This window comes from Leisingera sp. UBA4491 (assembly GCF_002388965.1).
Lineage (GTDB): Bacteria > Pseudomonadota > Alphaproteobacteria > Rhodobacterales > Rhodobacteraceae > Leisingera > Leisingera aquaemixtae.
Genome location: NZ_DGNN01000025.1, coordinates 45,155 through 70,335 on the forward strand (window position 1 = coordinate 45,155; position 25,181 = coordinate 70,335).

The 25,181-nt window shown below is 64.6% G+C and carries 23 protein-coding genes and 2 tRNA genes; 13 read left to right on the plus strand and 12 right to left on the minus strand.

Features of this window, described 5'->3' with window-relative positions; genetic code table 11:
• Positions 1-69: 69 nt before the first annotated feature.
• From dnaG to B2P87_RS13350, 7 genes are all read right to left on the minus strand, one after another.
• A complete protein-coding gene (gene dnaG, locus B2P87_RS13320) occupies positions 70-2,067 on the minus strand; it encodes a DNA primase (RefSeq protein ID WP_141889844.1) in 1,998 nt (665 codons plus the stop codon).
• Between the two features lies 1 nt (position 2,068).
• Positions 2,069-2,407 (minus strand): hypothetical protein, encoded by a 339-nt coding sequence (locus B2P87_RS13325; RefSeq protein ID WP_058284334.1) that lies wholly within the window; start codon positions 2,405-2,407, stop codon positions 2,069-2,071.
• 37 nt (positions 2,408-2,444) lie between these two features.
• Complete coding sequence (locus tag B2P87_RS13330; RefSeq protein ID WP_141889843.1) at positions 2,445-2,990, minus strand: sarcosine oxidase subunit gamma; 546 nt, start codon at positions 2,988-2,990, stop codon at positions 2,445-2,447.
• Complete coding sequence (locus B2P87_RS13335; RefSeq protein ID WP_141889842.1) at positions 2,983-5,928, minus strand: sarcosine oxidase subunit alpha family protein; 2,946 nt, start codon at positions 5,926-5,928, stop codon at positions 2,983-2,985. Before B2P87_RS13335 ends, B2P87_RS13330 begins: the two co-directional genes overlap by 8 nt.
• A complete protein-coding gene (locus B2P87_RS13340) occupies positions 5,925-6,194 on the minus strand; it encodes a sarcosine oxidase subunit delta (RefSeq protein WP_141889841.1) in 270 nt (89 codons plus the stop codon). Before B2P87_RS13340 ends, B2P87_RS13335 begins: the two co-directional genes overlap by 4 nt.
• Before the next feature lie 90 nt (positions 6,195-6,284).
• Positions 6,285-7,538 (minus strand): sarcosine oxidase subunit beta family protein, encoded by a 1,254-nt coding sequence (locus B2P87_RS13345; RefSeq protein WP_058284330.1) that lies wholly within the window; start codon positions 7,536-7,538, stop codon positions 6,285-6,287.
• Positions 7,539-7,821: 283 nt separating this feature from the next.
• Positions 7,822-9,252: a Glu/Leu/Phe/Val family dehydrogenase gene (locus tag B2P87_RS13350; protein WP_058284329.1), complete on the minus strand. Its 1,431-nt coding sequence runs from the start codon at positions 9,250-9,252 to the stop codon at positions 7,822-7,824.
• A 347-nt stretch (positions 9,253-9,599) separates the two neighbouring features.
• Between B2P87_RS13350 and B2P87_RS13355 the strand changes: the two genes are divergently transcribed.
• Genes B2P87_RS13355 through B2P87_RS13365 form a run of 3 tightly spaced genes read left to right on the plus strand, consistent with a single transcriptional unit; the run spans position 9,600 to position 12,386 of the window.
• Positions 9,600-11,216 carry a TadE/TadG family type IV pilus assembly protein gene (locus B2P87_RS13355; RefSeq protein ID WP_141889840.1) on the plus strand — a complete coding sequence of 539 codons (1,617 nt, stop codon included), beginning with the start codon at positions 9,600-9,602 and terminating at the stop codon, positions 11,214-11,216.
• Positions 11,213-11,749 carry a TadE/TadG family type IV pilus assembly protein gene (locus B2P87_RS13360; RefSeq protein WP_141889839.1) on the plus strand — a complete coding sequence of 179 codons (537 nt, stop codon included), beginning with the start codon at positions 11,213-11,215 and terminating at the stop codon, positions 11,747-11,749. The genes B2P87_RS13355 and B2P87_RS13360 overlap by 4 nt, the downstream gene beginning before the upstream one ends.
• Positions 11,750-11,753: 4 nt before the next feature.
• Positions 11,754-12,386 carry a TadE/TadG family type IV pilus assembly protein gene (locus tag B2P87_RS13365; protein ID WP_141889838.1) on the plus strand — a complete coding sequence of 211 codons (633 nt, stop codon included), beginning with the start codon at positions 11,754-11,756 and terminating at the stop codon, positions 12,384-12,386.
• Here the strand turns inward: B2P87_RS13365 and B2P87_RS13370 are convergent, their stop codons facing one another.
• Both B2P87_RS13370 and B2P87_RS13375 read right to left on the minus strand, forming a co-directional pair.
• Positions 12,387-12,863 (minus strand): hypothetical protein, encoded by a 477-nt coding sequence (locus tag B2P87_RS13370; RefSeq protein ID WP_141889837.1) that lies wholly within the window; start codon positions 12,861-12,863, stop codon positions 12,387-12,389.
• 103 nt (positions 12,864-12,966) lie between these two features.
• Positions 12,967-13,923: an NAD(P)-dependent oxidoreductase gene (locus B2P87_RS13375; protein ID WP_141892041.1), complete on the minus strand. Its 957-nt coding sequence runs from the start codon at positions 13,921-13,923 to the stop codon at positions 12,967-12,969.
• A 121-nt stretch (positions 13,924-14,044) separates the two neighbouring features.
• On the opposite strand from B2P87_RS13375, the gene B2P87_RS13380 reads away from it, so the two are divergent.
• Together B2P87_RS13380 and B2P87_RS13385 are read left to right on the plus strand one after the other, a co-directional pair.
• On the plus strand, positions 14,045-14,920 hold the full coding sequence (locus tag B2P87_RS13380) for a LysR family transcriptional regulator (RefSeq protein WP_141889836.1): 876 nt from the start codon (positions 14,045-14,047) through the stop codon (positions 14,918-14,920).
• A gap of 48 nt (positions 14,921-14,968) precedes the next feature.
• A complete protein-coding gene (locus B2P87_RS13385; RefSeq protein ID WP_141889835.1) occupies positions 14,969-16,141 on the plus strand; it encodes a 4Fe-4S double cluster binding domain-containing protein in 1,173 nt (390 codons plus the stop codon).
• A gap of 71 nt (positions 16,142-16,212) precedes the next feature.
• Here the strand turns inward: B2P87_RS13385 and B2P87_RS13390 are convergent, their stop codons facing one another.
• Positions 16,213-17,226 (minus strand): adenylate/guanylate cyclase domain-containing protein, encoded by a 1,014-nt coding sequence (locus tag B2P87_RS13390; protein ID WP_244940781.1) that lies wholly within the window; start codon positions 17,224-17,226, stop codon positions 16,213-16,215.
• 215 nt (positions 17,227-17,441) lie between these two features.
• Between B2P87_RS13390 and B2P87_RS13395 the strand changes: the two genes are divergently transcribed.
• Both B2P87_RS13395 and B2P87_RS13400 read left to right on the plus strand, forming a co-directional pair.
• Complete coding sequence (locus B2P87_RS13395; protein ID WP_141889834.1) at positions 17,442-18,353, plus strand: pirin family protein; 912 nt, start codon at positions 17,442-17,444, stop codon at positions 18,351-18,353.
• A 140-nt stretch (positions 18,354-18,493) separates the two neighbouring features.
• The gene (locus B2P87_RS13400) at positions 18,494-18,796 is read left to right on the plus strand and encodes an antibiotic biosynthesis monooxygenase family protein (RefSeq protein WP_008556687.1); all 303 of its coding nucleotides are present in this window, start codon (positions 18,494-18,496) and stop codon (positions 18,794-18,796) included.
• A gap of 19 nt (positions 18,797-18,815) precedes the next feature.
• Here B2P87_RS13400 and B2P87_RS13405 read toward each other — a convergent pair whose 3' ends face one another.
• Together B2P87_RS13405 and B2P87_RS13410 are read right to left on the minus strand one after the other, a co-directional pair.
• Positions 18,816-19,295 carry a GNAT family N-acetyltransferase gene (locus B2P87_RS13405; RefSeq protein ID WP_141889833.1) on the minus strand — a complete coding sequence of 160 codons (480 nt, stop codon included), beginning with the start codon at positions 19,293-19,295 and terminating at the stop codon, positions 18,816-18,818.
• The gene (locus B2P87_RS13410) at positions 19,292-19,879 is read right to left on the minus strand and encodes a TetR/AcrR family transcriptional regulator (protein WP_141889832.1); all 588 of its coding nucleotides are present in this window, start codon (positions 19,877-19,879) and stop codon (positions 19,292-19,294) included. Before B2P87_RS13410 ends, B2P87_RS13405 begins: the two co-directional genes overlap by 4 nt.
• A gap of 167 nt (positions 19,880-20,046) precedes the next feature.
• Here B2P87_RS13410 and B2P87_RS13415 point away from each other — a divergent pair, with 167 nt between their 5' ends.
• From B2P87_RS13415 to B2P87_RS13440, 6 genes are all read left to right on the plus strand, one after another.
• On the plus strand, positions 20,047-20,301 hold the full coding sequence (locus B2P87_RS13415; RefSeq protein ID WP_141889831.1) for a hypothetical protein: 255 nt from the start codon (positions 20,047-20,049) through the stop codon (positions 20,299-20,301).
• A gap of 115 nt (positions 20,302-20,416) precedes the next feature.
• Positions 20,417-21,703, plus strand: coding sequence for a homoserine dehydrogenase (locus B2P87_RS13420; protein ID WP_141889830.1), 1,287 nt, complete (start codon positions 20,417-20,419; stop codon positions 21,701-21,703).
• Between the two features lie 154 nt (positions 21,704-21,857).
• Positions 21,858-22,844 carry a class II fructose-bisphosphatase gene (gene glpX, locus B2P87_RS13425; protein ID WP_058284317.1) on the plus strand — a complete coding sequence of 329 codons (987 nt, stop codon included), beginning with the start codon at positions 21,858-21,860 and terminating at the stop codon, positions 22,842-22,844.
• Between the two features lie 116 nt (positions 22,845-22,960).
• Positions 22,961-24,700, plus strand: coding sequence for a single-stranded-DNA-specific exonuclease RecJ (gene recJ, locus B2P87_RS13430; RefSeq protein WP_141889829.1), 1,740 nt, complete (start codon positions 22,961-22,963; stop codon positions 24,698-24,700).
• Between the two features lie 104 nt (positions 24,701-24,804).
• Positions 24,805-24,879, plus strand: a tRNA-Glu gene (locus tag B2P87_RS13435).
• Between the two features lie 168 nt (positions 24,880-25,047).
• Positions 25,048-25,122: transfer RNA gene (locus tag B2P87_RS13440), tRNA-Glu, on the plus strand.
• Positions 25,123-25,181 lie beyond the last annotated feature (59 nt).

Here is a 25,181-nt window from a genome sequence, read left to right on the forward strand (position 1 = left end):
GATTCGTCACCCCGTTTACCCAATTTTCCTGTGCTCTTCCTTAGCAAAACGCAGAATCACCCCTGCGTGTCACTTCTCTGAAAAGCCGATCCGGTCCAAAAGGGCGCCGAAGGCATCACGCTCATCCCGGTTGAGCCGCGCGCCATTCTTGCCCACGTCATACTGCGCCTGGTCCTCGTTTTCGCTGCGCACCGCTTTATTCTTGGCCTCCGCCGCCTGCCGCAGCCGCCAGGTCAGCGCCTCATCGGCAAGGCCATGCAAATCCTCTTCGGCTTCTGCCAGTTCCGCATCCAATCCGCGCAGCGCTTCAAGTTTCGCGAGCTCTTCGGCCAGGGTCATGCTGGCCAGTTCGGTGTCGCCGGGTTTGCGCAGGCAAGGGATGATTGCAACGTGGCGAAGGCCAAACAGGTTTTCAAGGGCATGAGGCCCCAAAGACCAGTCGATTTCCTCGCGCAGCCGCTCCGGCGCGTCGATGCCGTGGCGCAGCACCATGTCGCGCAGCAGCGCCAGATCCGGGTCGGCGCATTGCAGACGCTCCAGACTGGTTTCGAATTCCGGGATCACCGCCGGGGTGGTGATCGCCGTCGCCAGGATCACCGCCTCGCGCATCGCAGCAAAGGATTCATCGTCGGCACCCGCGACCAGCGAGGCCCGGGTGGTTGCGCGCGGCTGCGGGATCACGCCGAACCCCTTGCCAGGTTTCCAGGGCGCGCGGGCGCCATCGCGGAAGCCGCCGCCCCTGCCGCCGCGCTGCTGATAACCGCCCTCGCCGCCGCCCCGGCTGCCGCGGAACAGCTGCCAGCGCATTTCCTTGACGTCTTCGCCATAGTGCTTGCGGATCGAGGGATCGCGGATCAGCTTGATCTTTTCCCGCAAGCTTTTGTCCAGCGCCGCCTTGCGCTCGGGACTGTCGAAAACCTTGCCCTCGGTCTCGCGCCGCCACAAGAGCTTGACCATCGGTATCGCCTGATCCAGCACCGCCTGCACCGCTTCCGGACCTTCGCTGCGGATCATGTCGTCGGGATCCTTGCCCTCGGGCATGATGGCAAAACGCAGGGATTTACCGGCCTCCAGCAGCGGCAGCGCCAGATCTATCAGCCGCATGGCCGCACGGATGCCAGCGGTGTCGCCGTCCAGCGCGATGATCGGCTCATCCGACATCCGCCACAGCATCTGCAGCTGGTTTTCCGTGATCGCGGTGCCCAGCGGCGCAACGGAGGATTGGAAACCTCCCTCGGACAGCGCAATCACATCCATATAGCCCTCGGCCACAACCAGCGTGGAGCCGCGCCCAGAGGCCGCCCGTGCCGGCCCGTGATTGTAAAGGCTGCGGCCCTTGTCGAACAGCTCAGTCTCGGGCGAGTTCAGGTATTTGGCGTTGTCATTCGGGTCCATCGCCCGGCCGCCAAAGGCAATCGCCCGCCCGCGCGCATCGCGGATCGGGAACATGATCCGGTTGCGGAAGGTGTCATAAGGCTTGCCGCCCTTGTTCGAGGGCTTGGCCAGGCCCGCCCCGATGATCAGGTCCTCGGGCACATTCTTGCCGCGCAACGCATCCCAAAGGTTCTGCCAGCCATCGGGGGCAAAGCCGATTTCCCAGCGGTCCAGCGCCTGCGCCGTCAGGCCGCGGCGCTGCAGATAGGCGCGCGCGTCGCGGGCGGCATTGGTTTTCAGCTGCAGGCGGAAAAACTGGACCGCTTGCTCCATCACATCGGCCAGCAGCGTCCGGCGGTCCTGCTGCTCCTGCGCGCGCGGGTCGCGCTTGGGCATCTCCATGCCCGCTTCACCGGCCAGGATCTCCACCGCCTCCATGAAACCGACATTCTCGGTCTCCTGCACAAACTTCAGCGCGTCGCCTTTGGCGTGGCAGCCGAAGCAGTAGTAGAAACCCTTACGGTCTTCGACATGGAAGGATGCGGTTTTCTCGTGATGAAAAGGGCACGGCCCCCAGTAGTCGCCCTTGCCCGGCTGCGATTTGCGCTGATCCCACATGACCTTGCGCCCGACAACATCAGAAATGCTGATGCGGGTGCGCAGTTCATCCAAAAAGCCGGGCGGCAGGGACATATCAGTTAGACTTCAGCTGTTTCTGCATCGCCTGGATCTGATCCCAGTTCTGCAGGCACTGCTGTTCGAACAGCGCGCCGAGGTCGGTGCCTTTCAGGTCGCGCCGCTTCATCGCGTAGACGTGGCTTGTCAGCTGCGGGATCGCCTTGGAATAGGCCGCGGGCCATTCCGGCTCACTGCCCAGAATGGTCTGCTCCACATCTTCCTGCTGCACCCTGTCCAGACGCGCCTGCTGCACTGCGGCCATGACCTGGCCCTGGTACTTACAGCTTTGTTCTTTGCTTTCAGAAGCATAGGCCGGCGCCGCCAGCAAGGCGGCTGCAAGGACGATGCGGATCATAGATGCGCTCCGGGAATCAGTTGGTGATCCCCAGAGGTTACCCCCGCGCCGCGACAGCTTCCATGGCTGTTTTCAAATCATGCACAAGCGTTTTGGCCATCGAGCGGAACACCATGATCTGAAACGCCTGCGGGCCGGTGCGGGTCACCGAGGCCATCATATGCTTCAGCTCACTGCGCACCGTGTGGCCGCGCTTGAACACAGCGGCCCGCAGGTCGACAGGCACCAGCCGCGCCAGCACGTCCTCTGCGCCCCGCCCCTCCAGCCTCACCACGGCCCAAGCGTCGCTCTGGTCCGTCAGCGCCGCGTGCTCGGCCAGCTTGGCGTCGGGCTCCGGCCCTATCAGCAGTGCCATGCCGCGGCCGAACCAGACAGCCCGGCTGCCCGCCTTGCCCGTCGCACGGTTTGCCGCGGGGAATGCCATGCCGTGGGCAGCCTCCAGCGCTTGGCTCAGCGCCTTATCCTCGCCATTGAAGGGCGCCACGGCCCACATGTCGCCGGGGTGCTCCTCCGTCAGGCTCATGCCGCCGACGGTCACCGGCAGCAGCCCGTCGCAAGGGCTTTTCGCAATCAGTTCAGCCACGGGCACGGTCTCCTTCCGGATCAAAGAACACAGGCGAGACAACCTCGCACAGAGTGTCGGCACCCCGCATATGGTCGACCAGGCGCACGGTCTCGCCAATGCGGTCCGGCCCCTCTTTCAGGAACGCCAGGCCGATCGGGTGCCCCAGCGTCGGCGAATAGCCGGCCGAGGTGACATAGCCCTGGTCATAAATCCGCTCGACCGGATCGCCCGGCGTGAACAGATGCGCACCGGCGGTGATCTCTTTGGCCGCTCCCACGGGTTTCAGGCCCACCAGGCGCATCCGATCCTCGGCCATCAGCCCCTCGCGGGTGGACATGGGTTTGCCCAGGAAGTCCTTCTTCGTCGACATCATTCCCTGCAGGCCCAGATCAAACGCAGTCACGGTGCCGTTGATCTCCGCGTGTGTGATCAGGCCCTTCTCGATCCGCAGCACATTGAGTGCTTCCATGCCATAGGCACCGCCGCCCATCGCCTCGGCCCGCTTCAGCAACTCGCGGAACAGGCTCTCGCCATAGCGCGCGGGGACGGCAAGTTCATAGGCATGCTCGCCCGAGAAAGAAATCCGGAACAGCCGCCCCTTCACGCCCAGCACGGTCGCCGCGCCGCAACCCATGAAAGGCCAGGTCTCGCTGTTGACGTCCTCATCCACGAGGCCATTCAGCAGTTCCTGAGACTTCGGCCCGGCGACCGCAAACTGCGCCCACTGCTCCGTCACCGAGGTGAACCGCACATCCCACTCCGGATGCAGCACCTGGGCGACATACTCCAAATGCGCCATCACCTGCCCCGCGGCAGCGGTTGTGGTGGTCATGACGAAATGGTTCTCGCCCAGCCGCGCGGTGGTGCCGTCATCCATGACAAACCCATCTTCGCGCAGCATCAGCCCATAGCGGACCTTGCCCGCCTTCAGGGTGCTGAAGGTATTGGTATAAAGGAAATCCAGGAACTTGCCCGCATCGGCGCCCTGAATGTCGATCTTGCCCAGGGTGGAGACATCGCAGATCCCGACCGCATTGCGCACCAAAGTGACCTCGCGGTCGCAGGACTGGCGCCAGTTGGTTTCTCCCGGCTTCGGGAAATAGGCGGCGCGGTACCACAGGCCCACCTCCAGCTGATGCGCCCCGCGGGTGTCGCTCTCGCCATGCGAGGTCAGAAAACGCTGCGGCTTGAAGCCTTCATCCGTGGCCCCCGCCCCCATCGCCCCGATGGCGACCGGCACAAACGGCGGGCGGAAGGTGGTGGTGCCGGTTTCCGGAATGGTCTGCCCGGTGGCATCCGCCAGCACCGCAAGTGCCGCGACATTGGAGTTCTTGCCCTGATCGGCCGCCATGCCTTGGGTGGTGTAACGCTTCATATGCTCGACAGAGCGGAAGTTCTCCACCGCCGCCTGTTTCACATCCTTGACGGTCACGTCGTTCTGGAAATCGAGCCAGGCACGGCCCTTACCCGGCACCGCCCACAAAGCGGCGATGCGATAAGGGTCGTCCTCCGCCTGCGGCAGATCGGCGGCGGAGGATTTCAGGCCCAGCGCCTCCAGAACCTTTGCAGCCGCCTCCGCGCCCTCGCGAAGCGCGCCTGCGGTGGAAAATGTGCCGTTGCAGGCGCCTGCGGCAACCATGCCCGGCACCGCGCCTTCGCTTGGGATAAAGGCAAGCGCCTCGCGCTTCCACACCGGACGGCCGTTAAGGTGGCAGGTCAGATGCACCGACGGGTTCCAGCCGCCGGACATCGCCAAACAGTCGGTCTGGATCTTCTCCTCGCCCTTGACTGAGCGCACGGTGATGCTTTCCAGCCGCTGACGCCCGGCACTGTCGCAGACCTGCGCGCCCTTGATCACCTGGTAAGGGCCGCCATCCGGCGCCTCGTGGCGGCTGTCGATCACCGCCGCGATATGCACGCCCGCGTCATGCAGGTCGCGCGCCGTCCGATGCGCCTGATCGTTGTTGGCGAAGATAGTAACCCGCTCCCCCGGCGCCACGCCCCAGCGGTTCAGATAGGCGCGCACCGCGCCCGCCATCATGATGCCGGGGCGGTCGTTGTTGCGGAAGGCCACCGGGCGCTCGATTGCGCCTGCCGCCAGCACCGCGTGTTTGGCCGCAATCCGCCAGAAACACTCGCGCGGCAGATGGCTGCCCTTCAGCGAATGCCGACGCGGCAGGTGGTGCGAGACCCGTTCCAGCGCGCCGTAAGTGCCCTGGTCATAAGCGCCGGTGACGGCAGTGCGGGTCATCAGCCGCACATTGTCCATCGCCTCCAGCTCGGCCACTGCCCCTGCCGCCCAGGCATGGCCCGGCTTGCCGCCAACTTCCTCGCGCTCGGCCAGCAGGCGGCCGCCCATACGGCTGTCTTCCTCGCACAGGATCACATCCGCCCCGGCCCGGCCTGCAGTCAGCGCCGCCATCAGCCCGGCAGGGCCGGAGCCGATCACCAGCACGTCGCAGAAGGCAAAGGCCTTCTCATAGCGGTCCTGGTCCGCCTCGCCTGACAGCGCGCCAAGGCCTGCCGCTTTGCGGATCAGCGGTTCATAGAGCTGCTCCCAGAACGCCGCAGGCCACATGAAAGTCTTGTAATAGAACCCCGCACCAAAGAAGGGCGCGGCCAGATCGTTCACCGCCATCACGTCGCGCTCGACCGAGGGCCAGCAGTTCTGGCTGCGCGCCTCCAGCCCTTCAAACAGCTCCTGCTGGGTGGCGCGCACGTTCGGGTCCTGCTGGCCGCCGGTGCCGATGGTCACCAGCGCGTTCGGCTCCTCGCTGCCCGCGGTCAGCACCCCGCGCGGGCGGTGGTACTTGAACGACCGCCCCACCAGGTGCACGCCATTTGCCAGAAGCGCTGCCGCCAGCGTATCGCCCTCCAGCCCCATCATGTGGCGGCCGTTGAAGACAAAGGTGATCGGCTTCGCACCCTGGTTCAAACCTTTCCCGGGAAGTCTCATGTCTCACCTCCCAGCCCGGCCTCGGAGGCCAGTTGCACCGCCAGAATCTCATGCGTCGCGGTATTGCGGGTGACCTTCAGCCAGGAATTGCAGCCCATCTCATGATACCACAGTTCATCCAGCGGCCCGGCCGGATTTTCCCGCAGGTTCACATAACCATGCCAGGCGTCCAGATCCGCGCCCTCAGCCGGACGCACCAGCGCGGCACCCTTGTAATAGAATTCGCGGCGGTCCCTTTCACCGCAGAGCGGACAGGTAATCCTCATGACCGGCGCCCTTTCATCTTTGCAAAAATACTCCGGGGGTGAGGCCGCAAGGCCGAGGGGGCAGCGCCCCCTGCCGCGGCGGAGGCACGATCAATGCAAGTTATGCTGCGCACCGGTCCCCTCCTCATCCATCAGGCCAGCGCCGCTGCGGAACCGGTCGAGCTTGAATCTGGCGGCAGCACCATGCGGCCGGTCCGTGGCGATCAGATGCGCATAAACGCTGCCCGATCCCGGCGTCGCCTTGAAACCGCCATAGCACCAGCCGCAGTTCAGGTAGAGCCCGTCAATAGGCGAATGATCAATGATCGGGGAGCCATCAGGCGTCATGTCCATGATGCCGCCCCAGCTGCGCAGCAGACGCGCCTTGCTGACCGCCGGCACCATCGCCACAAAGGTCTCCATCGTATGCTCTACCATCGGCAGGTTTCCCCGCGCCGCATAAGAGCTGTAGAAATCCAGGTAGCTGCCGAACACCAGCCCGCCCTTGTCCGACTGGCTGATATAAAGATGCCCTTCGGCAAAGGTGATCACGTGATCGACGATGGGCTTCAGCCCTTCGGACACAAAGGCCTGCAGCACGTGGCTTTCGACCGGCAGCGTCAGCCCCGCCATCGCCGCCACCTGGCCGGAGCGGCCCGCAGCCGCCAGCGCCACTTTCTTCGCCCGGATCGGGCCGCGCACGGTCTGCACCCCCACCACCTTGCCGCCTTCCACGTCGATCCCGGTGACTTCGCAGTTCTGGATCAGGTCCACCCCGCGCATGTCGGCACCGCGGGCATAGCCCCAGGCCACCGCGTCGTGCCGCGCGGTTCCGGCGCGGCGCTGCATCAGCCCGCCCATGATCGGGAAGCGGTTGTTCTCGAAGTTCAGAAACGGCGCCAGCTTGCGCACCTGTTCGCGGCTCAGCAGCTCCGCGTCATCGCCCTGGTTGACGATGGCATTGCCCCGGCGCACGGCTGCATCGCGCTGGCCGTCGTTATGGAACAGGTTGATGATACCGCGCTGGGACATCATCGCGTTGTAGTTCAGGTCCTGCTCCATCCCTTCCCACAGCTTCAGCGAGTGGGAATAGAATTCGGAGTTTCCCGGCAGGTAGTAGTTGGCCCTTACGATGGTGGTGTTGCGGCCGACGTTGCCGCCGCCGAGGTAGCCCTTTTCCAGCACCGCGACATTGGTGATGCCGTGTTCCTTGGCGAGATAATAGGCGGTTGCCAGCCCGTGGCCGCCGCCGCCGATAATCACCACGTCATATTCGGATTTGGGTTCAGGATCCCGCCAATGGGGCTTCCACCCCTTGTTTCCGGTGAGCCCCTCCCGGAGCACACGCCAGCCCGAAAACCGCATGTCGTCCCTCCCCGTCAAATCACTTGTCCGCACCCGGAAAATTACCGGCCCGGGCCTTGGCGGCATTGCTACCTGCTTTCGCCTGCAGCTCCTAGCCCAAACCCTCAACTTGCGGCACATCAGCACGGCTTTGCTGGAAATCACACGAACTGATCACTTGTGTCCAGTATTATTTGCGGCGGCAGATAACGTGCAGCCTGCAGGCGGGAATAAGAACGGGGCGGAGAGTTTCCCCTCCGCCCCGCCGCTGTTGCGCAACCTTGCAGTCCGCCCGTTCGGCCCGTCAAAGGCCCTTGGCGTGATAGCTCTTGGCGACCTTGTCGATCGACACCAGATAGGCGGCGGTGCGGAGGTCTGTCACGTCATCGCGGCTGTGCCAGACTTCGCGCATTGACTGATAGGCCACCCGCATCGTGTCATCGAGACCGGAGCGGACCAGCTCCAGCTCGTCCGCGCCGCGCAGGTACTTCTCCTTGAAGTGCGGCGACATCGACCAGGTATCGCCCATCACGTCATCCAGGCGCTGCAGCTCGTCGATGACCAGCTGGTGGCGCGCCTCTTCCTGACGGCGCTGCATCCGGCCGAAGCGGATATGGCTGAGATTCTTGACCCACTCAAAGTAGGACACCGTCACACCGCCTGCGTTGGCATACATGTCAGGAATGATGACCGTGCCCTTCTTGCGCAGGATCTCGTCCGCGCCTGCAGTCACCGGGCCGTTCGCGGCCTCGATGATCAGCGGCGCCTTGACACGCTCGGCGTTGGACAGGTTGATCACCGCTTCAAGCGCGGCCGGGATCAGCACGTCGCATTCTTCCTCCAGCAGCAGCGCGCCGTCTTCGACGAACTGCGCGTCGGGATAACCGGCCACGCCGTCGTGCTTGACGATCCAGTTGCGCACCGCCTCCACGTCCAGGCCGTCCGCGCTGTAAAGCCCGCCATCACGCTCGATGATACCGGTGATCAGCGCGCCATCTTCCTCGGACAGGAACTTGGCCGCGTGATAGCCGACGTTGCCGAGCCCCTGAACGATGATGCGCTTGCCTTCCAGCTTGCCGGACAGGCCGGCGGCGGCCTTGTCTTCCTCATACCGGAAGAACTCGCGCAGGGCGTATTGCACGCCGCGCCCGGTCGCCTCGACCCGGCCGGAGATCCCGCCTGCATTCAGCGGCTTGCCGGTGACACAGGCCTTGGCATTGATGTCGGTGGTGTTCATCCGCGCGTACTGGTCTGCAATCCAGGCCATCTCGCGCTCGCCGGTGCCCATGTCGGGCGCGGGCACGTTCTGCGACGGGTTGATCAGGTCGCGCTTGGCCAGCTCATAGGCAAAGCGGCGGGTGATCAGCTCCAGCTCATGCTCGTCATATTCGCGCGGGTCGATGCACAAGCCCCCCTTGGAGCCGCCGAACGGCGCCTCCACCAGGGCGCATTTATAGGTCATCAGCGCCGCCAGCGCCTCAACCTCATCCTGGTTCACGCCGGTGGCATAACGGATACCGCCTTTTACCGGCTCCATATGCTCGGAATGGACGGAACGGTAGCCGGTAAACGTGTGCATGGCACCGCGCAGGCGCACCCCGAACCGCACTGTATAAGTTGCGTTGCAAACTCTGATCTTTTCCTCCAGCCCCGGCGGCAGATCCATCAGGGATACGGCCCGGTTAAACATCAGGTCCACGCTTTCGCGGAAGCTCGGCTCTGTGCGGCTGCTCATCTAAAAACTTCTCCGTGATCAAACATCGACTCGCTGCCGATGATGCCCTCACTCTATGCAGAGATAATTAAGGAGTGCGACCTTTTTGACCATTCCCTGCCAAAAAGATTCTCATTTTATCCAAAGGTTGACGATTCGCCGCCCGCCCGGAAGCCATTGTACGCACCACCGCGACAACGCGGCGCAACAGCGGAATATTGGACCTCCGGTCCATTACAATCGTAGCTATTTCGGCAAAATGGCGCCCCAATTCCGCCACCTTTACCAAGCATTAATAAACGTAAATTCCGCTGCCAAAGCCGTGCAGACCCGTTCCAGAGCCGGCAGGGCATTTAGGGGGTGTTACGATGAACATGCGTCACAAAAACTCCACTGCGCTGTGCAGCCCGCTCAGGCTGCCCGGGCTGTCCAAGGTGCAAAGCTTCCTGCGCGAAGAGGACGGGGTTCTGGCGAAGCCGATGATCGGCACCTTCCTGGCCATGCTTGCGGTCGGCGGCATCGGGGTGGACCTGATGCGGATGGAGCGCGACCGGACCGAGCTGCAGTACACGCTCGACCGGGCAGTGCTCGCCGCGGCGGATCTGGACCAATCCCTGGACGCCGACGCTGTCGTTCTGGACTATCTGACCAAGGCCGGGCTGCAGCAGTACTATTCCGACCCCGATGATCAGAAGGGTCTTGGCTACAAAAGTGTCGAGGCGACGATCAACACCGATTTCGAGGCCTATCTGCTGAAGTTCGCAGGCGGCGACAACATGTCCCTCTACGCAAACTCCCGGGCGGAAGAGACCATCGGCAGCGTCGAAATCTCGATGGTGCTTGATATCTCCGGCTCCATGAACTCCGGCAACCGGCTGGTGAACCTGCAGGCCGCCGCGAAGTCCTTTGTGACACAGATTACCACCAATACCGATGTCACCAACCTGTCGATCTCGATCATCCCGTATGCGACGCAGGTGAATGCCGGTAAGGAGCTGCTCAGCAAATACCCCAACGTTTCGCAGGAGCATGACTATTCCTACTGCGTGAATTTCATCAAGGACCAGTTCAGCAAACACACGCTCAATCAGGATGAAAACCTGATCCGCACCGCGCACTTCGACACGTTCACCTATTCGATGAACATGATCGACAATCCCGTCTGCCCGACCCGGGAAGGCTCAGCCATTCTGCCCTTCACCAATGATGCCGCAAAACTGCATGCCTACATCGACAGCCTGACCGCCTCCGGCAACACCTCGATCGATATCGGGATGAAATGGGGCAGCGCCCTGCTGGACCCCACGGCGCGCGGTGTTGTGAACGCGCTGGTTGACGATGGCGAAATTGACGCGGCTTTCCGCAACCGCCCCACCGATTACGGCAGCGGCGACACGCTGAAGATCATCATCCTGATGTCCGACGGCCAGAATACCAACCAATACATGTTGAACAACAGCCGCCGGGACGGTCTCTCGGAAGTCTGGTACAATGAAGAGGCCGGCGTATTCTCGATCTACAACCCCAGCGGGAACAACTACTATTGGTACTCAAAGGGACGCTGGGAGGACCACGTTTTCGGTGAGGGCACATACAAGAATTGTTACTACTGCGCAGAGATAGAGGAGCCCGGCACCTCTGAGCGCTTGACCTATCAGCAACTGCACGCCCGCGTCTCCTTGGCCTCGATTGCCCGCAATCTCTACAGAAACACCTCCGACGCCTGGGCCTATTGGTACACGGCAGGCCGCACTTTCCACAACCGCGTCGCCAAGGACCAGCACACCAAGACGATCTGCGACATCACCAAGGATCAGGGCGTGATCGTCTATTCGGTCGGCTTCGAGGCCCCGACCAAGGGCATCAGGGTGCTTGAAGACTGCGCCAGCTCGCCCGCCCACTTCTTCGATGTGGAGGGCTTGGAAATCTCCGATGCGTTCTCGTCCATCGCCACCTCGATCCGCCAGCTGAGGCTGACCCAATGATCCGCCTTGCAGCAAACACTCTGCGCCGTTTCAGGCAGCAGCAGGATGGCAACGCAACCGTGGAATTCGCCATCGTCATCCCGGCCTTCATCATGATCCTGATGTCGACCGTCGAACTGGGGATGATCAACCTGCGCCATTCCCAGCTGGAGCGGGCGCTGGACCAGACGGTCCGCACCATCCGCCTCAGCACCGGCGGCGACATGAGCCATGACCAGCTGCGCGATGAGATCTGCACCCGCTCAGGCTTCATCGACGAATGCAACACGTCCCTGCGCCTGGAAATGCTCCGGATCAACCCCTACGCCTGGACGCCAATCGACCCGACACCTGACTGCATTGACAGTGTCGAGGAGGTTCAGCCGGTGCGGACCTTCGTGAACGGCCAGTCAAACGAACTGATGTTCATCCGCGCCTGCATGAAATTTGAGCCGATCTTTCCGACCTGGGGGCTGGGCACCCACCTGACCAAGGACGGCGACGGCCGCGTCAATCTGATCGCTTCATCCGCCTTCGTCCAGGAACCGAGGTAACGCCATGCTGACCCTGCTGTCCCGCCAAATCTCAGGCCGCCTGCCCGGTCCCGCCGGCCGCTTTCTGAACGGCACCCAAGGCAGCGTCTCGATCGAGTTCGCCTTTTACGCGCCGCTGCTGCTGGGGCTGTTTGCAGCCATCTACACCTTCTTTGACGCCTTCCGGCAGGAAAGCATCAACATGAAGGCCGCCTATACTGTCTCCGACCTGATCTCGCGCGAGACCAATTACGTCAACGAAGCCTATATAGACAGCATGCACGCGCTGGCCACGGAACTGGTGCGCAGCGACACCACGCTGTCCACCCGGATCTCCGTTGTGCGCTGGGACGAGGGTGACAAGCGGTATTACGTCGACTGGTCAAAAGTCCGCGGCAGCGTGTTTCAGGAGTGGGTTGACGGCACCATCAACGAGGTGAAGGACAATCTGCCCGCGATGCCCGATCAGGAGCGCGTGATCCTGGTGGAGACCTGGAACGAGATCCAGCCGGCCTTCAATGTGGGCATTCCGCTGATGGACGTGCAGAACTTTGTCTTCACCCGCCCGCGCTTCGCCCCTCAGGTCGTCTTTGTCGAGGACAAGGGCAACGGCAACAACCACAACGATGACGCCGAGAAGGCCGGGCCGCCTGCCTGATCAGACTTGGCCGCGCTGCACCAGCATCGCGGCCAGGATTTCCGACATCGTCTTGCCCTGCGACCCCGGCGTCACCCCGCCGATACCGATGCGGCGGCCGGACCGCCACCACAGCCCCGGCATCCAGGTTCGGCTTCCAGGCGTGCCGGTGCGGATCAGAAACCCGTTTGACGGCTTGAAGGCAAAGAAGCCGCGGTCGATGGCTTCGATATCCTCCACCCTGGCAATCACTTGCCCGTTGGAGCAGCGCAGCTCCTCGGAGGTCAGCTCGATCCGGTGCGTTGTGGCCTGCCACATCCGCACCGCCAGCCACAGCGCCGCGGCCCCCACTACCAGCAGGAACACCAGCCAGGCCGGCGACGGCGGCGCATAGAACGCCACATAGACCAGCAGGCCGCCGGTCAGGCCCAGCATCGCCGTGCCCATCACCCGGCGCGCTCCGGAAGCCTCGATTGTGGCCAGAACGTCTTTGCTCATCAGCTGCTCCCCTTACTGCTGAGCCGGGCATAAACCGGATTTGCCAAAGAAAACAGCCCCCGCCTGCACGGGGGCTGAATGCGGCCGTGCCGTTCGGGCAAACTTATTCTGCTGCCGCGCGGCGCACGGCCACCTCATACCCCGGCTCTTCCGGCTCGTCGTCGACAAGTTCCTGCGGGAATCCTGGTGCTGTGACCGACAGCCCGGTCGCTTCCTCAAGCCGCTCGATCATCCGGTCGGACTGCGCCCGCTCGCCATAGCGGCGCTGGCCGTCCTTCATCATCTCAATCATCAGCGGCGACAGTTCCAGCGGCACATTGTGGCGGTCGGCCAGGGTCTGGAACAGGCCGATATCCTTCATCACCAGATCCATGGTGAAGCTGACATCGCGCGATCCCGACAGGATCAGCTGGCTTTCTGTCTCATGCACAAAGGAGTTGCCCGAGGACATCGCAATCGCCTCATAGGTCATGCCCAGGTCCATCCCGCAGGCCTTCATCACCGTCAGCGCCTCGCACAGCGACAGCAGGTTGATGTTGGCCAGGTAATTGGTCATCACCTTCAGCAGGCTGGCGTTGCCCATCTCCCCCACATGCAGGATGCGGCGGCCCATGGTGGTCAGGACCGGCAGGATCCGGTCGAAGGTTTCCCGCTCGCAGCCTGCATAGATCGAGATATTGCCGGTGTCGGCGCGGTGGCAGCCGCCGGATACCGGGCAGTCGACCGGCGCGCCGCCGCGCTCTGCCACCAGGGCGCCCAGGCGTTTCACCTCCTCCACGTCGGTGGTGGACATCTCCATCCAGATCTTGCCGGGCTGCACATGCGGCAGCATTTCGGTGACCACCGCGTCCGAGGCTGCAGGGCTCGGCAGGCAAGTGATCACCGCATCGCAGTCCTGCATCATCTGCGCCGGGCTGCCGCCCGCCTTGGCGCCGCGCGCGACGAATTTCCCGACCAGCGCCGCATCCAGATCATGCACCGCCACCTCCAGCCCGTTGCGCACCAGGCTGCCGGCCAGCTTGCCGCCGACATTGCCGAGGCCGATAAAGCCGATCTTCATCTTAGATTTCATGTCCCGCTTCTCCTCCCCGGGGTATCGCCTGCGATATGGCTAGCTTGACCTCAGCCAAAGCAAAAACGAATAATAATGCGTCCTGACCCCAAAAATTTTTGCAACGCACATGTCCGATCTGCCCAATCTCGTCTGGCTGCGCGCCTTTGAGGCCGCCGCCCGCCTCAAAAGCTTCACCGCCGCGGCGGAGGAACTGGGGCTGACACAGGCCGCGGTCAGCCACCAGGTGCGCAGCCTGGAGAAAAGCTTTGGCATCACCCTGTTCATCCGCCGGTCGCGGCATCTGGAGCTGACGCAGCTGGGCCACGCCTATTACCCGTCGGTGGCGCAGGCGCTCACGGATATTGCCTATTCCACCCGCGGCCTGCTGGGCCACGCGCAGACCCAGACCGTGACCCTGCGGGCGCCGGTCTCCACGGCAGTGCTGTGGGTGGCGCCGCGGCTGGGGGCGTTTCACAGCGCCCACCCGCATATCCGCATCCGGCTGATCTCGGCGGTCTGGGCCGGCAGCACCCAGGATGAGGACGTGGATATCGACCTGCGGCTGGGTCCTACTGGCTGGTTCGACCGGCGCGCGCATCTGCTTTCCACCGAAAGCGTGATTCCCGCCGCGCAGCCGCAGCTTGCAGCGCAGCTGCAATCGGTGGACCAGCTGTTCGGCCAGACCCTGATTCACATCCACGGCTACCAGGACCACTGGCTGCGGCTGTCGGAGCAGGAAGGCGTGCCGCTCAAGGACCGCGGCGCGCCGCTTTATGTCGACACCTCTCTGGCCGCAATCGAGCTGGCAGCCTCCGGCACCGGCGTGGCCATGCTGATGCGCCGCTACGCCGAACTGCCGCTGTCGCAAGGCCGGCTCGCGCCGGTTCTGGACGCTGAAATCCCTATGGGCCAGGGCCACTATCTGATGCCCGCCGCAGGCGAAGCCCCCAACAGCGCCGAAACCGCCCTGGTGCGCGACTGGGTCGTGTCGTTGTTCTGCTGACCGGCACGGCCCCTTGCCGGACCGCCGGCAGGCGGCTAGCGTCCTGCCATGCCTTGGCCTCAGAACACACCGCCCCAGCGTGACGGCGACGCAGCCGCAGGGATCGACGTCACCGACGGTTTCGAGCGGTTTTCGCAGCGCAACGACATTTTCACCCGCGCGTTTTGGGACGAGCGGGTGAAATCCAAACACACTGCCAGGTTTTTCGCCTCCTACCGGATGGAGGCCGCGCCGCGGCGCGGCGACGGCTTCACCCAGCGCGACTTTGCCCTGCGCAACGCGGCCTGGCTGATTTCCGACGTGGTCTCCAGCCGCCGGGCGCATGAGGGCGTCCGGGAGGGGTTCCAGGCCGCCATCCGGCCGGACACGCCGGTTGCCAGGGACGCACTGGCCGTTAACGACCCCGTAAAGATGTCCGCCGAGGTGAAACGCATCGCCAGGTTCTTCGGCGCCGATCTCTGCGGCATCACCGATCTGGACGAACGCTGGCTTTATACGGCGCGGGTCGATGCCCGTGACATGTCCGAGGCGCCGCATGATCTGCCCGAGGGGCTGACCAGCGTGATCGTGCTGGGCCATGAGATGGACAAGGACCTGGTGGCCGCCTACCCCTCTGCGCTGGCGGGGGCGGCGACGGGGCGGGAATACAGCCACGAGGCCTCCATCGTGATGCAACTGGCGGCCTATATCCGCAATCTGGGCTATGAGGCAGTGGCCTCGATGAACGATACCGGCCTGGTGATCCCCTATGCGGTCAAGGCGGGCCTGGGGGAATACGCCCGCAATCAGATGGTGATCACACCGGAATTCGGGCCGCGCCTGCGGTTCTCCAAGATCTTCACAAACCTGCCGCTGGCGCATGACCTGCCGCAGCCGCTGGGGGTGAAGGCGTTCTGCGGGATCTGCACCAAATGCGCCGACGCCTGCCCGGTGAAAGCGCTGCCCTATGGCCCGCCCTCCACTGAAACCGCCAATGTCTCGGCGATCAAGGGGGTCAGGAAATGGACCTCGGACGCGGAGAAGTGTTTTTCGTTCTGGGCCAAGATGGCCTCTGACTGCGCCATCTGCATGCGGGTCTGCCCGTTCAACCGCGACTATTCCAGATGGCGCAACCGGCTGTGGCTGAAGCTGGCGCTTGGCCCGCTGCGCAAGCTGGCGCTGCGGCTGGCTGGCAAGCATGGGCAGCGGCGCAAACCGTCGGCGTGGTGGGACGGGGCCTGAAACAGGAGAGCTTTGAAAATGCCCCTGCCGCAAGCGGCCCTTGGCTGATTTTCCAAACAGCGCTCAGGGGCTCAGCGAAACGGCAAACACCTCCTCAGGTGCTTGCAGTCCTTTAAGGCTCTGCGCTCCCAGTGAGCGCCCTTGCAGCCCCGCCCGCTGCAGGAACCCGGACGACACCAGCAGCGGCTCATCTTTGGCGCCGCACAGCTCCGCCACCCGCGCGGCCAGGTTCGCGCCTCGTCCTCCTCAGCGCGGAAGATCGCCAGAATGCCATCACCGATCAGTTTCAGCACCTCGCCGCCCGCGGCCTCGACCGGCGGCACAATGCAGTCGTAATAGGCATTGAGCAGACCGGTGGCCTGTTCCGCGCTCATGCCCGCTGTCAGTCCGGTAAAGCGGCGCATATCGGCAAACAGGATGGCAGAGCGGATCCGCATCACCTCGCCCCGGTGCACATCGCCAGACAGGATCCGCCGCTGCGGCTCCTCACCGACATAGATCCGCAGCACCTCCTGCAGGGTCCGGGCGGTGGAAAGAACCTCCTGGCTGGCGGCCAGCGCCGGAAACACCGCTCGCAGGAAACGGATGTCTTCGCCGGAGAACCCCTCTGCCGCCCGGGTGGCAAAGCTGAAGATGCCTGCCGTGCCGATTGCCATGAAAACCGGCGCCATGATGTAATGGGTGTACCCTTCCGCCTTCAGGTCCGGGACGATGCCATAGCGGCCGTCCGGCGTGTCCGGCAGCCACAGGATCACCCAGTCGCCGGTGCTGTGCACATCGGCCGCCGGGGAGCGCGCATAGCCTTCGCCGCTGTCCTCGTTGAACGGGAACAGCTCGCTGCGGGTGCCCTGCCCGTGCTCCCAGAAGCGGGCGCTGGCCACCGCCTCGGCATGCAGCAGCTGCACGATGGAGGCAGTCCGCTGCAGCGGCACGCCCGCCGCCCGGATCAGGCCGCAAACCTTTGCCAGCAGCTGTTCCGGATCCTTGGAGGAGCGCCCCTCCTCCAGCGCGAAGGAGATCAGGCGCAAAGCGTCCTGCAGCCGCTCCGGCGGCAGCTGCAGCAGGGGATCGGGGGCTTGTGTCATTTGCTCAGGCTACCGCGCAGGGGATGCCCCCGGCAACGGCAATGCTCCCGCCCGTCCTTGCCGCCTGCGGCAGCGCGTCCCGTTGGGCCGGGCAGCCCTGCGGGCTGCGGGCCAGTCTGTTCACCTGCGCACAGCACCCGTTTCCGGCGACAGGTTTCCGGACAGTCCTGCACAGCCTATCTTAGCCGCAGCCAATGTTTACAGGAGGCATGGAAATGTCCCTCAGACCCATTCTCGAAACCCGCGCCGCCCAGCCTCACATTGAGGGCGCCGGCGTCAAGCTGCACCGCGCCTTCGGCTTTCAGGACCCGTCGGAGCTGGACCCGTTCCTGCTGTTCGACGACTTCCGCAACGAGCGCCCCGAGGACTACCTGCGCGGCTTTCCCTGGCACCCGCACCGCGGCATCGAGACCATCACCTATGTGCTGGCCGGTTCGGTGGAGCATGGCGACTCGCTGGGCAACACCGGCACCCTGGGTGCGGGAGACGTGCAGTGGATGACCGCCGGGTCGGGCATCCTGCACCAGGAAATGCCCTCGGGCAACGCCAAGGGGCAGATGCATGGCTTCCAGCTGTGGGGCAACCTGCCCGCCAGCCAGAAGATGACCGCGCCGCGCTATCAGGACGTGAAGGGCACCGAGATCCCGGAGGTGATCGACGATGACGGCACCCGGGTGAAGGTGATTGCCGGCGGTTTCTGGGGCAAGCGCGGCCTGGTGGACGGCATCGCCGCCGACCCGCAGTACCTGGATGTCTACGTCCCCGCAGGCGTCAGGAAGACCCTGCCGGTCGACACCTACCGCCGCGCGTTCGCCTATGTGTTCGAGGGCGAGGCCGCCTTTGCCGATGCCTCAGCCCCGCAAGGGGTGCTGCTGGAGAAGGAGGTCGCAGGCCAGGAGGTCAACATCCGCGACCTGTCCGGCGACCGCACTCTGGTCCGGTTCGGCACCGGCGACGCGATCACCGTGCAGGCAGGTCCCGAGGGCGTGCGCTTCCTGCTGATCTCCGGCGCGCCGATCAATGAGCCGGTGGCCTGGCACGGGCCGATTGTGATGAACACCCAGGCCGAACTGCAGCAGGCCTTCCGCGACCTGCGCAATGGCACATTTATAAAGCCCGCGCACTGACCGGGTAAAACTGACCGGGAAAACCGGTGCCCGCTTTGCCCTGCGCGCGGCGCAAGCCCGCGCATTGGCCGGCTGCGGCCCGCCAAACGGGGCCCTGATGTGCTATACTCCCCCCGTCCACTGCTCAGATGGGGGGAGAGATGATTATCCGGGTGTTCCGCGCCACCGTCCGCGACGACAAGATCAGAGATTTCAAGGACTTCCTGACCAATACCGCCGTGCCGCATGTGCGCCGCCAGCCGGGGCTGGTCTCGGTCACAGCCGGGCTGCCGCGGCCGGATTCGCCCGCGACCTTCTGCGTGGTGATGGTGTGGGAGAGCATCGACGCGCTGCAGGCCTTTGCCGGCGAGGACTGGGAGCAGCCGCATGTTCTGCCGGAAGAGGACCCGATGGTCCTGAACCGCCAGATCGACCACTATGACATGATCGGCCTGCTGAGCTGACAGGCCGGCCCCCTGTACCTCAGCCGCTGGCGCACCAGTTATAGATCGTCTCCCCGCCCGCGGTCTTCGGGGTGAATCCGGCCTTTTCAAGCACCCGGGCCGAGGCCGCGTTTTCCTGCATGACACCGCCGCTCAGGCAGATGCCGCTGCCGCTGAAATGCGCCTGCAAGCCGCTGATCAGCTCGCTCGCCAGGCCCTGCCCCCAAGCAGCTTCGGCAAACAGATAGCCAAGGTTGCGGGTTTTGCTGCCGTCCTCCGAATACGACAGGATCAGCAGCCCGATTGCCTGCCCCTTCGCGGCGCACAAGCCAATCACCTCAGCCTGCTGCGCCACTGCCGCCAGGAAATCCCGCCGGGCCCGGTCGCTGTCCTGCGTCCGGAACCCTTCCGGCAGCCATTGCACCACCTTCGGCGCAAACAGCGCCGCCAGGTCCGCCTCCGTCAGCTCCTGCCAGCGCGCCGCACGCAGGCGTCTGGTCCGCAGGGTCAACAGGCTCAAGCGCTGACCGCCTTTTGCACCATGTTCCAATAGGCCCGCTCCACCTCATCCAGCGAAAGCCGCCCTTCGGACCGGTACCAGGTGTTGACCCCGTTCAGCATCGCAATCACCGCAAGCGTTGCGATCTTGGTGTCGGGGATAGCAAACACGCCCTGCTCCACACCTTCCTTCAGGATCCCCTCCACCCCGTTTTCATAGTCGCGGCGCAGCGATTCGATGACGGTGAAGTTTTCCTCCGTCAGGTTGCGCAGCTCCATGTAGGCGATGAACACCGCATCGGGGCGCTCCAGGTGAAAGCGGATATGAAATCCGGTAAAGGCCCGCAACCGCTCCATCGCGCCCGCGGCCCGCGGTACCGCATCCCAGGCTGCCTGCAGCTCTTCCATGTGGCTCGACATCAGGCTGAACAGCAGGCTCTGCTTGTCCGGTGTGTAATTGTACAGCGCCCCGGCCTGCACCCCCACTTCCTTGGCGATCTGGCGCATCGACACAGCGGCATAGCCATGCTGGGCAAACAGCCGCAAAGCCGCCTCGCGGATGCGGGGGCCGGTGATGTCGGAATGGGAACCTTGGGTGCGTGCCATGCCTGCAACAGTAACTGAACAGGTGTTCATATAAAAGAGAGAATGCGGCTGCAGCTTTCTGTACCCGCTCTGCCCGGCGAAGCCAACGGCGCGCTGCAGCTGGAAATCAATTGTACAGGCGCGCCGGAGCCCCTAGAACCGGCAGAGCGGAACAAAGGGCTAAGGCAATGCAGATGTGGGCGCGGATCACTTTCCTCCTGGCTGTGGCAGGCGCTGCCGCCTGCACCCGCGTGCCTGAGTTGGAGGACCGGCTGACCCCTGACCTGCGCAATGCGGGCTACCCCAGGCTGCTGCCGCTGGATGACGCGGTTGCGCCGCTGCCGCCGCCGCAGCAGGCCAGCCAAGAGCTGCAGCAGGAGCTCGACGCCCGCAGCGCCCGTCTGCAGCGCCGCGCCGCGGCGGTGAAAAACGCCGAATTCTGACCGCTTCCCGGCATTCCCATCTGGTTCTGCCCGCTGCAGGCGGCAGCGGCGTTGCACGCTCGCGCCGAACCCGATAAGGCGGGGCGGAGCATTTCGGAACAAAGGACCTCCAGCTATGACAGAACCGCTTCGTCTTGGGATTGCAGGTTTGGGCACGGTTGGCATCGGCGTGGTCAAGATCATCCGCCGCCATGCTGCGCTGCTGGAGGCACGGACCGGGCGTCCGGTTGTGATTTCCGCGGTGTCGGCCCGCGACGCCAGCAAGGACCGCGGGATTTCGCTGAGCGGCTATGCATGGGAAACCGACCCGGTGGCGCTGGCGGTGCGTGACGACGTGGATGTGTTTGTCGAGCTGATGGGCGGCCACGAAGGCGCTGCCAAGGCTGCGACCGAGGCCGCACTGGCCGCGGGCAAGGATGTGGTCACCGCCAACAAGGCGCTGCTGGCGATCCACGGGCAGGCCCTGGCGGAACAAGCCGAGGCCGCGGGCCGGGTGATCCGTTTTGAGGCCGCCGTGGCCGGCGGCATCCCGGTGATCAAATCGCTGACCGAAGGTTTGGCGGGCAATGAGATCACCCGCGTCATGGGTGTGATGAACGGCACCTGCAACTACATCCTGACCCAGATGCAGGCCACCGAGCAGGGCTATAACGCGCTGTTCGAGGAATGCGGACGCCTGGGCTACCTTGAGGCCGACCCGAACCTGGACGTGGGCGGCATCGACGCAGGCCACAAGCTGGCGCTGCTGGCCTCCATCGCCTTTGGCACCAAGCCGGACTTTGACAGCGTGCAGCTGGAAGGCATCCAGCGCATCCAGCTGGCAGACATCCACGCCGCCGCCGACATGGGCTACCGGATCAAGCTTCTGGGGGTGGCGCAGCGCTCCGCCCGCGGGCTGGAACAGCGCATGTCGCCCTGCCTGGTGCCTGCCGACTCGCCGCTGGGGCAGCTGGAAGGCGGCACCAACATGGTGGTGATTGAGGGCGACTCCATCGAGCAGGTGGTGCTGCGCGGCCCCGGCGCCGGCGAAGGCCCGACCGCCAGCGCGGTGATGGGCGACGTTCTGGACCTGGCCCGCGGCCTGCGGATTTCCACCTTCGGCCAGCCGGCCGGAACCCTGCAGGAGGCCCCGGCCGCCCAGACCGGCCTGCCCGCGCCGTTCTACCTGCGCATGGGGCTTCTGGACAAACCCGGCGCGCTGGCAAAAGTGGCGGCAATCCTTGGCGAAGCCGGCGTCTCGATCGACCGGATGCGCCAGTACGGCCATTCGGAACCGGTTGCGCCGGTGCTGATCGTCACCCACAAATGCACCCGCGCCACCCTGGATGCGGCGCTGGACGGCCTCTCCGCCACCGATGTGGTCGACGGCACCCCCGTCGCCCTGCGCATCGAAGAGGTCTGACCCGCCCCGCCCGCAGAAAACGGCCGGTTTGCGCGCCGCGGCGGGGCATTCCAGCCGGGGCGAGCGCTATCTGCCCTTGCGACCCGGCCCCGCCCCGCGCTATTCGGCTTGAAACGCCCATTCACATCTGACCCGTTGAGACAGGATTTCCGGTATGACTTCGAACACCTCTGACGCGCCCTTTTATGACCGCATGCTGTCGCTGGGCCTGGCCCGCGTTGCCGAGCAGGCCGCCTTGGCCTCTGCTTCGCTGATCGGCCGCGGCGACGAAAAGGCCGCCGACCAGGCGGCCGTGAACGCCATGCGCGAGCAGCTGAACCTGCTGGACATCGCCGGCGTCGTCGTGATCGGCGAAGGCGAGCGCGATGAGGCGCCGATGCTGTATATCGGCGAGGAAGTCGGCACCGGCAACGGCCCCGGCGTCGACATTGCGCTGGACCCGCTGGAAGGCACCACCCTGACCGCCAAGGACATGCCCAACGCGCTGACCGTGATCGCGATGGGCCCGCGCGGCTCGATGCTGCACGCGCCCGACACCTATATGGACAAGCTGGCCATCGGCCCGGGCTTTGCCGAAGGCGTGGTGTCACTGGAAATGTCCCCGCGCGAGCGGGTCGAGGCGCTGGCCAAGGCCAAGGGTTGCGCGCCGTCCGACATCACCGTCTGCATCCTGGAACGCCCCCGCCATGAGGCGATGATCTCCGAAGTGCGCGAAACCGGCGCCTCGATCCGTCTGATCACCGACGGCGACGTGGCCGGCGTGATGCATTGCGCCGAAAGCGGCACCACCGGCATCGACATGTACATGGGCCAGGGCGGCGCTCCGGAAGGCGTGCTGGCGGCGGCGGCGCTGAAATGCATGGGCGGCCAGATCTTCGGCCGTCTGCTGTTCCGCAACGACGACGAAAAGGCGCGTGCCGCCAAGGCAGGCATCACCGACCTGGACCGCATCTATTCCCGCGATGAAATGGTCACTCAGGACGTGATCTTTGCCGCCACCGGCGTCACCGGCGGCTCGCTGCTGCCGCGCATCAAGCGCCAGCCCGGCTGGGTCGAGACCACCACCCTGCTGATGCGCTCCAAGACCGGGTCTGTGCGCCGCATGTCCTACCGCACGCCGGTGGCACCGCATCAGATGTAAGCCGGTCCTGCGCGGACGGGAAGCGGCTTGCGCCGCTGCCTCCGGCGGGAGTATTTGAAGAAAGATGAAAGGGCCGGGTCCGTATTGGGTCCGGCCTTTGCGCATGGGGGCAGATGATGAGCTTTTTGGGTGTTGAGCAGTCCTTGAGCGGGCGCCGTTGGGTCGGCCCCGGCGTGGAAGTGGACCGGGCGTCGGAGATGATGGCCCAGCAAACCGGCCTGCCCCGGTCAGTCTGTCAGGTGCTGGCCCGCAGGGGCGTTCCGGCGATGGAGGCCAAGGGGTTTCTGGACCCCAAGCTGAAGGAGCTGCTGCCCGACCCGCGCGAGATGAAGGACATGGAGACCGCCGCGGCCCGGTTCCTGCAGGCAGTGCAGCGCAGGCAGCGGATTGCGGTCTTTGCCGATTACGATGTCGACGGCGGCAGCTCCGCCGCGCTGCTGCTGGTGTGGCTGCGGCAAATGGGGCTTGAGGCGACGCTTTACATCCCGGACCGCATCGACGAGGGCTATGGCCCCAATGTGCCCGCCATTCAGGAGCTGGCCGCCGCCCATGACCTGATCATCTGCGTCGACTGCGGCACGCTGAGCCATGAGCCCATCGCCGCCGCCAAAGGCGCCGATGTGATCGTGCTGGACCACCACCTGGGCGGCGAGACGCTGCCGGATTGCGTGGCGGTTGTGAACCCCAACCGGCAGGACGAAAGCGGCGACCTGGGCTATTTCTGCGCCGCGGGCGTGGTGTTCCTGATGCTGGTCGAGGCCGGGCGGCAGATGCGCGAGGCAGGCGCCAAGGGACCGGATCTGATGGCCCTGCTGGATCTGGTGGCGCTGGCCACCGTCGCCGATGTGGCCCCGCTGATCGGTGCCAACCGGGCGCTGGTGCGCCAGGGCCTGAAGGTGATGGCGGCGCGCAAACGTCCCGGGCTGGTGGCGCTGTCCGATGTCAGCCGCATGGATTCGGCCCCCTCCACCTATCACCTGGGTTTTTTGCTGGGGCCGCGGGTCAATGCCGGCGGGCGCATCGGCAAGGCCGACCTGGGCGCGCGGCTGTTGTCAACTGACAATCCGCATGAGGCCGCCGCCCTGGCCGAACGGCTGGACCAGTTGAATACAGAACGGCGCGACATTGAAAACGCCGTGCGCGCCGCGGCTTTGGACCAGGCCGAGGCGCGCGGGCTGGAGGCGCCGCTGGTCTGGGCCGCTGGCGAGGGCTGGCATCCGGGCGTGGTGGGGATCGTCGCCTCGCGCCTCAAGGAAGCCGCGGGCCGGCCCGCGGTTGTCATCGGCTTCGACGGGGAAGAGGGCAAGGGGTCGGGCCGGTCCGTGTCCGGTGTCGACCTTGGCGCCTCGATCCAGCGGCTGGCGGCAGAGGGGCTGCTGGTCAAGGGCGGCGGCCACAAGATGGCAGCGGGCCTCACCGTCATGCGCGACAAACTGGAACCGGCGATGGAGCGGCTGAGCGAACTATTGGCCAAACAGGGCGCAGGCCAGGGCGGCCCCGCCGATCTGAAACTGGACGGCGCCCTTATGCCCGGCGCCGCCACGGTGGACTTGATCGGGCAGATCGAACAGGCAGGCCCCTTTGGCGCCGGCGCCCCTGCCCCGCGCTATGCGCTGCCCGACCTGCAGGTGCGTTTTGCCAAGAAGGTCGGCGAAAGCCACCTGAAACTCTCGCTCAGCGACGGGATGGGCGGCGGCGTGGATGCAATCTGCTTTGGCGCCTTCGACACCGCCCTGGGCCCGCGGCTGCTGGAGCACGGCGGCGCCCGCTTCCATTTTGCCGGTCGGCTGGAAATCAACACCTGGGGCGGCCGCCAAAGCCCCCAGTTGCGCCTGGAAGACGCCGCCGAAGCCTGACATTTCAAGGACTTGCGGCCTGTGGATAAGAAAATTCGCGGATGCGTATTTTTTCTCTTGCGGGTTCCGGCGCTTATAACTAAATACCCGCTCACGCACTGAGTGGCCCGTTCGTCTATCGGTTAGGACGCCAGGTTTTCAACCTGGAAAGAGGGGTTCGATTCCCCTACGGGCTGCCACTTCCTCCGCCAGAAACAGACTGCTGAAACGCGCTGAAAGCGCGATTATTTGCGTTTGTTTCCAAGGCATTAGCGCTGCCGAGCGGCGCGTAAAAAAATTCGCCTTTCTGCAAAAATCCTCTTGCGCCCGGCCGGCGCAATCAGTAAACAGCGCCTCACAGACAGAGTGGCCCGTTCGTCTATCGGTTAGGACGCCAGGTTTTCAACCTGGAAAGAGGGGTTCGATTCCCCTACGGGCTGCCACTTATTCCAAGAAAATGAGAAAAGCAGCGCACTTGCGCAGGCTTGATCCGTTCAGCGGC